Raw genomic sequence first — 12107 nt, forward strand, 5'->3', positions numbered from 1 at the left:
GAGAAATCTGTGTCCGAAGCGACCCTGGCCCTGGTCCATGCTTATTATGACGCCTTCAACCGGCAGGATGCCGAGGGGATGCTGGCGCTGCTGGCCGACGATGTGCGGCACGAGCCGAGCCAGGGCGCGGCCCGCATCGGCAAGTCGGCGTTCGCCGATTTCCTCGCCCATATGAACCTTTGCTATGCCGAGACGGTGATCGATCCGATCGTGCTCGCGAACGCGGAAGGGACGCGGGCGGCGGCCGAGTTCATGCTGGATGGCCGCTATCTGATGACCGACGAAGGCCTGCCGCCGGCCGCCGGCCAGACCTATCATCTGCGGGTTGGCGCCTTCTTCGACATCGTCGAGGGGCTGATCACGCGCATTTCCAACCATTATAATCTGGCCGACTGGATCGCGCAGGTCGAAGGGCGTTAAAAACCGCCGCCTGTCCCGTTGCCGTTCCATCCTGAGGTATCCTTGACCCACATCCGCGTTGCCGCCGCCCAATATCCGATCGAGCAGGTGCAGAGCTTTGCCGCCTGGCAGGAAAAGCTGACCCGCTGGGTGGAGGAAGCCGCTGCGCTGGGCGCGACGCTGGCGATCTTTCCCGAATATGCGGCGATGGAACTGGCCGGGATCGATCCCGAGCGGGCGGCCGACCTGACCGCCTCGCTCGATCTGGTGATGCAGTTTGGCGAGGCCTATGACCGCGTCCATGCCGAGCTGGCGGCGCGGCTCGACATCATGATCCTGGCGGGCAGCCGGCCGGTGCGGACCAGCGACGGGCGGATCGTCAATCGCGCGCGCCTCTTCTGTCCCGACGGCACCACCGGCCATCAGGACAAGATCATGATGACCCGGTTCGAGCGCGAGCGCTGGGGCATCAGCGGCGGCGACAGCATCAACCTCATCCACACGCCGATCGGGCCGATAGGCATCTCCATCTGCTACGACGTCGAATTTCCGATGATAGCGCGGGCACAGGCGGAGGCCGGCGCCAAGCTGATCCTGACGCCATCGGCCACCGACACGATGCAGGGCTATTGGCGGGTGCGGATCGGCGCGCAGGCGCGGGCGATGGAAAATCAATGCTTCGTCGTCCAGTCACCCAGTGTCGGCATGGCGCCCTGGCTGCCCTGCATGGACGAGAATTTCGGTGCCGCCGGTGCCTTCGGCCCGCCCGACGGCACAATGCCCGACGATGGCGTGATCGCGCTGGGGCAGGCGAACGGCCCGGCCTGGGTGGTGGCGGACATCGACCTTGCCATGGTCGACCAGTTGCGTGCGGATGGCACGGTGCTGCCCTTCCGCCACTGGCCCGAACAGCATGTGCCCTTCCACATCATCCAGAATGGCGCGGGATCGGACGTGATCGCGCAGATGGCCAGCGATGCCGCGCGCGACGATGCGCCGGCCGCGCCGCAAATCGAAGATCAGGAGATTGCAGAATGACCGAGCCGTCGATCATCGTCGACCGCGTGACCAGCGATGCGCAGGGACTTGAGGCGCTGGCGACGCTGCGCATCCGCATCTTCCGTGAATGGCCCTATCTTTACGAGGGCGATGCCGCGCATGAGGAGGAATATCTGCGCGCATTTCTGGCCAGCGACAAGGCGACGCTAGTGCGGGCGCGGATCGGCGACGAGCCGGTCGGCATCGCCACCGCATCGCCGCTGGCCGGCCAACCCGACAGCCTGGTCGCGCCGCTGGTGGCAGCTGGCGTCGATGTCGCGCGCAGCTTCTATTTCGGCGAGTCCGTGCTGCTGCCGGGCTATCATGGCCGCGGCATCGGCCACCTCTTCTTCGACGCGCGCGAAGCGGCAGCGCGCGACGCCGGCGCCGAATATGCGATCTTCTGCGGCGTGGTGCGACAAGAGGATGATCCGCGCCGCCCGGCCGACGCCCGCGACCTCGCCCCCTTCTGGCGCAAGCGCGGCTATGCGCCGATCGAGGGCGCGCTGTGCGAGATGAGCTGGAAGGAAATCGGCGGCAGCGAAAAGGTCAGCCACCCGATGCAATTCTGGATGCGGGCGCTGTAAGGGGCGGGGCGGTTCCGGGGGCATGGCGGCGAAAGCTTTCCCTTGATTTCGCGCGCGGTGGGTGGTGATGGGATATCCATGATTATCTCGACCATCCCCTGGGACCAGCCTGCCACCATGATCGACCTGGATGGCAAGGCGCCGCTGATCGCGACGGTGCGCGATTGCGTCATCCATTATGGCCTGTTCAAGCCTTTCGCCAAGGAACAGGCGCGGGTGCTGTTGACCCAGCCGGTACATCGCGAGGGGCAGAAGACCCGGACCTGGTTGCTCAATCCCGATGAAATCCAGCAACTGGCGGACAAGCTGCGCGCCGAGGGCTGAGTTAGCGGCGGCGGCCGGCCTGGAGCAGGGCGTAGAAGGTCACCGCCGAAAAGCCGATCGCGCCGATCAGGCCGATGGCGGCGCCGATCCAGGCGCCGTCCATGCCGGCCAGCAGCTGGCCGGCGAGGAAGCCGATAATCGGCAATATCATCAGGAGCAGGCAGCCGAGTGCCGCCATGTCAGCGGCTTGCTTCGGCGGCCTTGGCCCGCTCCAAGAAGTTGCGGGACAGGCCGTGATAGAGGCGCTCGCGACAGAAGATCTGCGCCGATGCGTCGGCGACCAGCGCGGCGCCCAGCAGCGGCAGCATGAAGCCGCGGCTGCCGGTGGTTTCCGAAATGATGATGACGGCGGTCAATGGCGCGCGCACCACGCCGGTGAAATAGGCGACCATGCCCAGCAGCACGACGGCGCTCGCCGGTTCGCCGGGGAAAATCCAGCGCAGCAGATTGCCGAAGCCGGCGCCGGTGGCGAGCGAGGGGGCGAAGATGCCGCCGGGAATGCCCGAGACGCTGGTGGCGAGGGTGCTGAGGAATTTGGCGGGGGCGAACCAGAGTGGCTGGTCGCCGCCCGCGATCATGGTGCGGGCCGGGGCATAGCTGGTGCCCCAGGTGAGACCGGTGGCCACGCCGATCGCCGCCACCAGCAGGCCGCAGCCGCCGGCGAACAGCACCGGATGGGCGCGCATCCAGTCGGTCATGCGATTGCGCGCGGTGGCGGCGTCGAGCGCCAGCCGGGCGAACAGGCCGCCGGACATGCCGCCCAGCAGCCCGGCCAGCAGCGCGACGGGAACCGCCGACTGCAGCGGCAGATGGGCGGCGACCGCGCCGAAATAGACATAGTCGCCAGCGACGCCGAGGCTGACCATGCCCGAGATGATGACCGCCGTGATGACCAGCAGGGTCATGCGCTGCTCATAGGCGGAGGCCAGTTCCTCGATCGCGAAGGCAATGCCGGCGAGCGGCGTGTTGAAGGCGGCGGCGACGCCCGCCGCGCCGCCCGCGACCATGACGGATGCGCGCAACGGCACGTTCAGCAGGGCGTGGACGCGGGCAAGGATGGCGGCGGAAATCTGGACGGTGGGGCCTTCCCGGCCGACCGAGGCACCGACCAGCAGGCCGGCGATGGTCAGCACGATCTTCAGCAGCGCCATGCGCAGGTCAACCAGGCAGCGGCCGACCTTTTCGGGCAATTGGGTGGCGGCGATCACCTGCGGAATGCCCGATCCGCCGGCAAAGGGCGCAACACTGCGGGTGATCCAGGCGAGGGCGGCAAAGCCGAGCGGGGTCAGCAACAGCGGCAGCCAGCGATTGGCGGTGGCCAGGCGATGGAAAGCCTCGGTCGCTTCGTCCGCAGCCCAGGCGAAGGCGAGCGCGGCAAGGCCGACCAGCACGGCGCCGCCGATCAGGGCGAGGCGGCGGCGGAACAGCAAAGATGTCGGCCCGCTATGGCGCAGCAGCGCGCGGGCGCGGCGGCGGCTCCAGCGCTGGCCGGGGCGGCTCATGACGGACGTCGCGCGCCGGGGCGCGATTGACGCAGGACAGGGAAAGGGTGCGGCGCGGATGCCATGGCGCGAAATATCGATCCCGGTGGGCTGGACGCGCCCTCCCTACCAGCAAAATGGGCGATGGCCAGTATTTTCCGGGCTATTTCCGGTATAAAGTCGGATCGTGATCAGAACATCACGCCCAGACCGACGATGCCCACATTGGCATCCGGTTCCCCATTGCTGATGAACAATCGCTTATATTCGACCTTGAGATAGAGTTTTTCGGTCAGGTTATGCTCCCAGCCCGTGCCAAGGCCGATGGCGTCACCGCATTCGCGACAATCCTTCGACTGCCAGTTCACACCGACAAACAATTTGTTGTCGCGCACCAGTTCGACGCCAAGTCGGCCGCCAATGCCCCAGGCGACCCGCATGTCGTCGACCAGCAACTTCTCGGCGGTCGCCTCGACACCGACGAAGAAACGTTCATCCAGATCCATGTCATAGCCGGCCGCGATACCACTGATCGCGTCGGTGCCTTCGCTGTTCCAGCTGACGCCGCCGGTCAATTCGACATAGGCCTCGTCCGCGCGGGCGGGACTGCTGACTAGGGCTAGGGCGGCGGCGAACAAAGGGGCGAGTTTGTGCATGCAGAACACTCCACGGCCATCGATCAGATATCTTCTGGCTGCATCGTGCAGGATCCTGTCGTCAATCGGGGTTTATGTGGGGTATGGCTTAGAGGCGTTCCATGCTTAGCCATCCGGTGTCGCCCACCCATGCCCTGGCCAATGCCTGGCGCGCGGCAGCCGCCTCCGCTTTGTGCCCTTGTGCTGCTTCGGCACGGGCGAGGCCGTAGAGCGCCCAGCCATTATTGGGAGCCTGGATCAGTGCCTGGCGGAAGGCGGCGCTGGCTTCGTCGGGGCGGCCGGCGAGGAAGAGGGAGGCGCCAAGCGACTGATGCACCGGATAATACCAGTAGGCCGGTTCCTGATAGGGTATCCTGCGCTCCAGCGCGATCGCGGCGCGATAATGATCGGCGGCCTGCGCATAGCGGCGCTGGGCGGTGGCGAGGCGGCCGCGCGCGACCGCTGTGGCGAGCGCGATCAGGTCAGGGGCTGGGACGCCCTGCGCGATCATCGGGGCCAGTGCATCGGAGCGGGCGAGCGCGCTCATCGCTGCGACCTCCGCATCGAAGCCGTGCTGGTCGCGCTGCTGGGCATGGGCCACGGCGCGGGCATAATGGCGCATGGCGATGGCATAGGGCAGGCGCGGATCGGGCGCGGGCAGGGCGAGGATGTCGGCGGGCGCGGCGAATTGTGCCATGGCCAGATAGGGGGCGGCGTCGATTGCCTGGATCCAGGCTATGGCGGCCGAGGTTGCGGGATCGAGGATGGTGCGCAGGCGCCGAGCCTCCCGCATCGCGCTATCCATGTCGCCCGCCATTTGCGCGGAGGCGACGATGAAATGGACATTGTGCGGATAATAGCCGTAGCGCACCAGGCTGTGGTCATCGGTGGCGCGGATGAAGGCTTCGTCGGCGCGGGCGGCGGCGATGTTGACGCGGATCGAGTCGCGATAGCGGCCGACGACCTGATAGATGTGGCTGGGCATATGGACGAGGTGGGCGGCGCTGGGCATGCCATCGGCGGAGAGGCGATCGGCGGCGGCTTCGGCGCGTTTTGCATCGCTCGCTTCGAGCAGGTGGATCATCAGATGCGCCGCCTGGACATGGGCGGGATTGCGCGCCTGCACCGTTTCGACCAGGCGGATCGCGGCGCCCGCGCGCCCAATCGGGGTCTTGCGGTCGGCCTCCCAATAATTCCACGGGCTGGTGTCCATCGCCGCTTCGGCCGCCAGCAGGGCGACATCGTCATCGGCCGGGAAGCGCGCGGCAAGTGCCAGCATCGCATCGGCATAGGCGCCGTCGAGCGCGGCGCGGTCGGCATCGGGATCAGGGGCATAGCGTAGCGCCGCCGCCTCGATCAGGCCGCGCTCCATCGGTGACGCCCGATCGCGCAGCGTCATCGCCCGGTCCATCGCGGCAAGAGCCGCGTCCCGGTCACCGGCATCCATCGGTGCATTGATATTGGGGCCGAGCGCTACCGCCTCGCCCCACCAGCAGAGCGCGCAGGCCGGATCGAGCCGCTGTGCCGCACGGAAGGAGCGGATCGCGCCGGCATGGTTGAAGCCGTACATGAGCAGCAGGCCCTGGCTGAAATAGCGGCGCGCCTGCGGATTGCTGGTGGTCAGCGGAAAGCGCGAATGGGTGAGATCGTCGAACAGCGGGATCGGCGGCGCGTCGGCGATCGGCTGGGCGGCGGCGGCCGCGATCAGCAATTCGCGGGCGAGAGCGGAGCCGACCCGTGGGCCGCTACACAGGCTGCGGGCGAGGCGGACGGGATCGAGCGCGGCAAGCGTCGCGGGCGAGAAGGCAGGTTCGATCGATACGGAGGCGAGCGACAGGCCGATGCCCAGCGCGGTCGCTGCCCTTATCCAGTCAGCCATGCGTCCGGCCCTTCCCCAAAAGCCCGCCATCCTGTGAGACAGGCTATATCATCGGGGAAGGGGTCGGTAAATCAGGGCCTCAATGCGCCTGTTCGAGATAGGCGTCGATCGTCGCCAGATGCGCGTCCTTGGCCTGCTGCGGCAGGAAGGAGCCGATGATGCTGTTGCGCGCGAGCAGAGCGATCTGCTCGCGGGTCAGGTTGCGTGCGGCGGCAACGGCGCGATAATTGTCGTTGAGATAGCCGCCGAAATAGGCCGGATCGTCGGAATTGACCGTGGCGCGCAGGCCCATGTCCAGCATCCGGTCGAGCGGATGGCTGGCGATGTCGTCGATCACGCATAATTTGAGGTTGGAGAGCGGGCAGACGGTCAGCACCATCTGCTCGTCCACCAGACGTTCCACCAGGGCATCCTCCTCCAGCGCGCGATTGCCATGGTCGATCCGGTCGACCTTGAGCAGGTCGAGCGCTTCCCAGACATAGGCGGGCGGGCCTTCCTCGCCGGCGTGGGCGCACAGCTTGAGGCCGGCTTCGGCTGCAGCGGCGAAGACGCGAGCGAATTTCTCGGGCGGGTGGCCGACTTCGGAGGAGTCCAGCCCCACGGCCTTGATCTGCGGCAACCAGGGGGTGGCGGCGCGCAGCGTCTCGAACGCCTCTTCCTCGCTCAGATGGCGCAGGAAGCTGAGGATCAGGTCGCTGGTGATGCCATGGCGTTCTTCCGCGTCCCGCATGGCCGACAGCAGGCCCTCGATCACATCGGCGAAGGGTACGCCGCGCGATGTGTGCGCCTGCGGATCGAACATGATTTCGGCATGGACGATATTGTCCTGCGCCGCGCGATCGAAATAGGCGGCGGCAAGGTCGTGAAAATCCTGCGGCGTGCGCAGCACATTGGTGCCGGCATAATAGATATCCAGGAAATCCTGGAGATTGCCGAAATCATAGGCCTGGCGGATCTCGTCGATCGAGCCGTAGGGCAAGGTCACGTCGTTGCGCCGGGCCAGCGCGAACATCAGTTCGGGCTCCAGCGTCCCTTCGATATGGAGGTGCAACTCTGCCTTGGGCAGTCCGGTGATGAATTGGTCGATGTCGGTCATGGGGCCTCTATACAGGATCAGCCGCCATGGCACAGGAGCAGGCCGCGCGAAACGGCCCGCGCCTCATTTCCGGCGATAGCGGAAATACCAGACCTCATGACCCAGGCCTCGAGCCTTGGCCTCATAGCGGGTTTCGGGCCAGCCGCCCGGACGGGTGAGGAAATCCTCGGGATCGCTCGCCAGCCAGTCGAATTCGGGATGGCCGTTCATGACCATCAGCGCCCAGCGCAGATAGACCGGGTGATCGGTACCGAAGCGGAACTCGCCGCCGGGCTTGAGCTTCTTCGCGATCATGTCGACCGGGCCGGGGTTCATCATCCGCCGCTTGGCGTGGCGGGCCTTGGGCCAGGGATCGGGATGGAGCAGATAGACGAAGCTGAGCGATCCGTCGGGGATGCGGCTGAGAACGTCGAGCGCATCGCCCATGTGCAGCCGGACATTGCCGAGCGCGCCGTCGCGGATATGGCCGAGCGCCTGGACCACGCCGTTCAGGAACGGCTCGCAGCCGATGAAGCCATGGTCGGGCAGCATGTCGGCGCGATAGGCCATATGCTCGCCGCCGCCGAAGCCGATCTCGAAATGGAGCGGGCGGTCATAGCCGAAAAGGTCGGCGGCGGTGACGTCGCCTTCGGCCGGCACCGATACGGCGGGCAGCAGCGTATCGACCAGTTCCTGCTGGCCCTTGCGGAGCTTGGGGCCGGACTGGCGGCCATAAAGGCGGTTGAGGGTGGTCGGGTCGCCCGATTTATGCGCGGTCATGGGGTGGGCCGATAGCGGGGGCGGGCCGAGGGAGCAAGCGGCGTGCGCCCTATCAGTTGGCGACGGCGTCCGGCGACAGGCTTATCTGGCTTTGCTTGCCATAGACGCTGGTGGTCGACAGCGGCTTTTCCGACTGGACGATCTCGATCGCCTGGGCCGGCGGCGGCGCGCTGGCATAGCTGGGATATTGCAGCCATTGGTCAAGCTTGCGGACGGTGATCGTCCAAGGCGCGCCGCTTTCATCCTTGCCGCCGAGCAAGGCGGTCAGCGTGTCTCGGGCGATGACCAGCATGGTGCCCGAGTCGCCGAGCGGTATGGCATAGCTGCCCTCGTTCGCCTCGCCCTGATAGATGGGGAGGCGCCCCTGTATCCGATCGGGGTGGACGCAATAGGCCGGCGCGGCCGGGGCTTCTCCATTCTTCGCCGTCTTTTCCCTGACGCTGCGGTCGATATTGCCCATCATCGCGCTGGCAATGACGGACGCGCCGTCCTTTGTCACCTTGTCCGCAGGCGGGCCGAAGACAAGCGGTTGGGCGCAGGGCTTGAGCGGAACGGCCGTCGCGAGTGGCGGCAGGGCACGGGGCCAGCCGAGCTGCGCGATCATCCGGTCCATCAGGGTGTCGAGCTGGGAAGCGTCATGGATCGGCGAAGTGACGCGCAGCTTTACCACCCATTCTCCCAGCGCGATGACGGCAACGCCGCTGCTACGGCCCACCTGGCTGATGGCGAAGCTCTGGCGCAATCCGGCCGGCACTGAACTGCCCGGAAGGGCAAAGGCCACAGGATCGCCCAGGGCTGCGGGGCGCCCGAACTTGTCATTGGTCGCGATCATGGTGGCCGCGACATCGAACCAGATGGCGGTGGCCGGCATGGCGGCATGATAGACATAGACATTTACATGGGTGCGACTGATCGGATCGTCATAGGCGATCGATGTATCGAGGAGCGCGCCGTTGCTCAGATCCTCGACCGCACTGCGAGCAAAACCGTCAATCTTCGACGGGAAGGCAATACCGGACGGCTTGTGTGTCCAGCTTTTGTCGGTCTTTACGGCGATGGGGCTCGGCTGGGCCTGTGCGGACGGGGCAAGGGGCAGGGCTGTTGCCATCGCAAAGCCGCCAACTATCCGCAACCACATGAATATCTGCCCCCTCCCGCTATGCATGCAGGCAAGGTAGCGGGAAGGGGGCAGAGCACAAGGGCCATGGGATGCCGAACAGGGGAGAGCGGCAGGATGGCCCTTGAAGCTGGCTAGCCGTGGTGCGACCCGAAGGCTGGCCGGGAGGCAAGGCCCGACCGGTCTGTCCAGTTCGTCAGGTCACTTGCACTTGGCGAAGCGACCCTTGGCGTCCTTGCAGGGGCCCTTTTTCGGGGCGGCCTTTGGCGGACATTTGACGAACTTGCCCTTCGCATCCTTGCAGGGAGCTGCCAGTGCAGGAGCGGCACTGCCAACCAGAAAAGCAAGGCTGATGAAGGCGGTAGCAAGAGGACGGGTCATGGCGTTGCCCTGGGTGGAGGGTGCCGGGCTCGACAGGGGTGCGAGCCCGACGCCCTCTCTATGCGCGGTTCCGCGGGCGCAGGCCAATGAACTTTTCGTCATGTTCCGGACAGGATGGCTCAGCCACGGTCGGCATCGGCCGCAGCATTGAACAGGTCGAGCATGGCGCCCAGACGGGCGGCCTCCTCCTGCGTCAGCCCTTCGTCCCGGTCGAACAGGGCGGCAAGCTTTTGCCCGCCGGCGCGGACCGCATCGGGATCGACGCGGGCGAGCAGTTCGGGAATGCCGGCAATCGCGCCATCGGGATCATGGCGCAGCAGCTTGGCCTGCTCGCGCACCAGCGCGCGGAACAGCGGCAGGGTCATGCCCGCGGGCAGCATGTCGATATGCAGCCGGCGCGCCTCCTCGAACCGGCGGGCGTCGGTCTGTTCGCGGGTGCGCAGCACATGGAAGATCGCCCGCAACTGCGCCTCCAGCAGGCCGCCTTCATACAGTTCGGCGCTGAGATGGGCCATTTCCTGCGCAACGAAGGCGCGATGTTCGGGCGTGTCGCCGGGGTGATGGCGGGGCGGGCGGCCATCCTGCGGAGCGACGCCCATGGCGGCCTGAACCAGCGGCGCGCCATAGATCGTATCGAAGCTCAATGCCTGGAGCCTGTCGCGGGCATCCCGATAGGTGTCGAGCGCGCCCACCATCATGTTCGACACCATCGTCTGGCCGGCCAGGAAGCCATTGTCGGGCGCGACCGGGCGCCGATTGTCGCGCACGACCCCGGCCCAGCCCTCGACCAGTTGCGCCATGGGATGGTCGCTCGACCAGCTGTAGGACAGGCGCATCGGGTGCCATTGCGCCAGCCAGTCGGCCAGTTGCGGGCTGGCCATCGCCTGCACCATCGGCTGGGCGAAGCGGCGATAGAGTTCCAGATTGGCTTCCGACGCACGGCGGGCGGCAACGAAGCGCCGTTCGCTGTCGAAATCCTGCTGCACGATTGCCTGGACATCGGCGATGCCACGCCGCTGGATCGCGAGATATTGGCCGTCATCATCGACCGCGCCGGGCAGGGCGCCGTCGGGATCCTGTTGCACCGTCGCCTGATAGAGGCCGGCGGGCAGCACATCGATCAGGTCGATGGCGCTGACAAATTCGCGATGCTCCTTCCGCCCGACGCTGGCCGAGACGAAGATGCCGAGATGGCCGATACTGTCATGGGTGGCATAGATGATCGTCTGGTCATGGCTGACGATCTCCGCATCGTTGCGATAGAGGTCGGTGATCCAGCCCAGAGCCTGCGGTGGCGGCGTGATATTGTCGCCATGCGAGCAGAAGACCAGGATCGGCGAGCGGATGTTGCGCAGATCGATGCGGATGCCGTCCGAGGTCAGTAGCTGGGCGGTGGCGAGGCGATTGCCGATGAAGAGATTGTCGACGATATACTGCATCTCGACATCGTTGAGATAGACATAGCCACCCCAATATTTCTCGAAGCCGAGATAGCGGGGGGCTTCGGTATCGACCTTGGAATAAAGGGTGTAATCCTTTTTCCAGAGCGTGTTGGCAGGATCGAGCTTTTCGAAATTCTGCACCAGCCAGGCGCCGTCGAAGCGGCCGGCGCCCATGTCGCCGGTCATCGCCGTCGCCCAGCTGCCGCCCATCAGGCCGCCGCCATAGCGCATGACATTGTCGCCCGCCCAATAGGAGAGCGGGGCGCCGGCGACGATGATCGGGCCGAACAGGTCGGGCCAGACCGCGGCGGTCATCAATATCTGCCAGCCGGCCTGGCAATTGCCGATCACCACCGGCTTGCCGTCGGCGGAAGTGTGGAGTTCGCCGACATGGGCGACGAAGGCGGCCTCCGCCCGCATCACATCCTCGACGCTCTGCCCCGCGACCGGATTGGGGGTGAAGCCGATGAAATAACAGGGATGGCCTTCGCGCAGGGCGGCGCCGATCTCGCTGTCGGGCTTGAAGCCGCCAATGCCGGGGCCATGGCCGGCGCGCGGATCGACGACGATGACCGGGCGCTTGGCGGGGTCGACCGGCAGGCCCTCTGGCGGGGTGATGCGGACCAGGCCATAATTGACCGGGCGAGGCAGATCGGCGCCGGACAGGATGATCTCGCCGTCGAAATTCAGCACATGGGGCACGCGTTCGGCCAGATGCGCCTTATACTGGTCGCCGCGCTGCCGCTTGACGTCGGCGAACAGGACGGCGCGTTGCAGCGCGTCGACGCCATAGTCGAAGGCCTGACCGAACCAGTCGAGCGGCGGCCAAAGCGGGATGGAAGCGGTGGATGATGTGGGTTCGCTGGTCGTCTTGGGCATGGCTGGCCTTCCGAAACGCGTTCAGACGTCGCGGCGGACCCCCATTCCTGACCGCACTGCATCATAACCCCGAGTCATGACAATGCGATG

Annotated in this window: 12 protein-coding genes; 4 read left to right on the top strand and 8 right to left on the bottom strand. The window is 66.2% G+C overall.

The features are described 5' to 3' along the window. Window positions 1–9: 9 nt before the first annotated feature. The 4 genes from VHN57_RS04855 to VHN57_RS04870 all read left to right on the top strand — a co-directional run bounded on the left by VHN57_RS04855 (window position 10) and on the right by VHN57_RS04870 (window position 2348). Complete coding sequence (locus VHN57_RS04855; RefSeq protein ID WP_278985453.1) at window positions 10–420, top strand: ketosteroid isomerase-related protein; 411 nt, start codon at window positions 10–12, stop codon at window positions 418–420. Window positions 421–462: 42 nt separating this feature from the next. Then, complete coding sequence (locus VHN57_RS04860; RefSeq protein ID WP_278985452.1) at window positions 463–1437, top strand: carbon-nitrogen hydrolase family protein; 975 nt, start codon at window positions 463–465, stop codon at window positions 1435–1437. Then, on the top strand, window positions 1434–2024 hold the full coding sequence (locus tag VHN57_RS04865) for a GNAT family N-acetyltransferase (protein WP_278985451.1): 591 nt from the start codon (window positions 1434–1436) through the stop codon (window positions 2022–2024). Before VHN57_RS04860 ends, VHN57_RS04865 begins: the two co-directional genes overlap by 4 nt. Window positions 2025–2102: 78 nt before the next feature. After that, window positions 2103–2348 (top strand): hypothetical protein, encoded by a 246-nt coding sequence (locus VHN57_RS04870; protein ID WP_010337356.1) that lies wholly within the window; start codon window positions 2103–2105, stop codon window positions 2346–2348. A gap of 1 nt (window position 2349) precedes the next feature. On the opposite strand, the gene VHN57_RS04875 is transcribed toward VHN57_RS04870, so the two are convergent. The 8 genes from VHN57_RS04875 to VHN57_RS04910 form a co-directional block, all read right to left on the bottom strand. Further along, window positions 2350–2526, bottom strand: coding sequence for a hypothetical protein (locus tag VHN57_RS04875; protein WP_004212003.1), 177 nt, complete (start codon window positions 2524–2526; stop codon window positions 2350–2352). 1 nt (window position 2527) lies between these two features. Next, entirely contained in the window at window positions 2528–3850 is a 1323-nt protein-coding gene (locus VHN57_RS04880; RefSeq protein ID WP_278985450.1) for a chloride channel protein, read from the bottom strand. Between the two features lie 170 nt (window positions 3851–4020). After that, window positions 4021–4485 (bottom strand): outer membrane beta-barrel protein, encoded by a 465-nt coding sequence (locus tag VHN57_RS04885; RefSeq protein ID WP_278985449.1) that lies wholly within the window; start codon window positions 4483–4485, stop codon window positions 4021–4023. An 88-nt stretch (window positions 4486–4573) separates the two neighbouring features. Beyond that, window positions 4574–6343: a tetratricopeptide repeat protein gene (locus VHN57_RS04890; RefSeq protein WP_423282948.1), complete on the bottom strand. Its 1770-nt coding sequence runs from the start codon at window positions 6341–6343 to the stop codon at window positions 4574–4576. A gap of 79 nt (window positions 6344–6422) precedes the next feature. Beyond that, a complete protein-coding gene (locus VHN57_RS04895) occupies window positions 6423–7439 on the bottom strand; it encodes an adenosine deaminase (RefSeq protein ID WP_278988507.1) in 1017 nt (338 codons plus the stop codon). A 63-nt stretch (window positions 7440–7502) separates the two neighbouring features. Continuing rightward, on the bottom strand, window positions 7503–8198 hold the full coding sequence (gene trmB, locus VHN57_RS04900; protein ID WP_423282951.1) for a tRNA (guanine(46)-N(7))-methyltransferase TrmB: 696 nt from the start codon (window positions 8196–8198) through the stop codon (window positions 7503–7505). Between the two features lie 52 nt (window positions 8199–8250). Continuing rightward, the gene (locus VHN57_RS04905; protein WP_423282953.1) at window positions 8251–9336 is read right to left on the bottom strand and encodes a hypothetical protein; all 1086 of its coding nucleotides are present in this window, start codon (window positions 9334–9336) and stop codon (window positions 8251–8253) included. Window positions 9337–9815: 479 nt separating this feature from the next. Next, window positions 9816–12017, bottom strand: coding sequence for a DUF3141 domain-containing protein (locus VHN57_RS04910; protein WP_423282955.1), 2202 nt, complete (start codon window positions 12015–12017; stop codon window positions 9816–9818). Window positions 12018–12107: the final 90 nt, after the last annotated feature.

The organism is Sphingobium salicis subsp. salicis (assembly GCF_049472635.1).
Taxonomy (GTDB): domain Bacteria; phylum Pseudomonadota; class Alphaproteobacteria; order Sphingomonadales; family Sphingomonadaceae; genus Sphingobium; species Sphingobium yanoikuyae_A.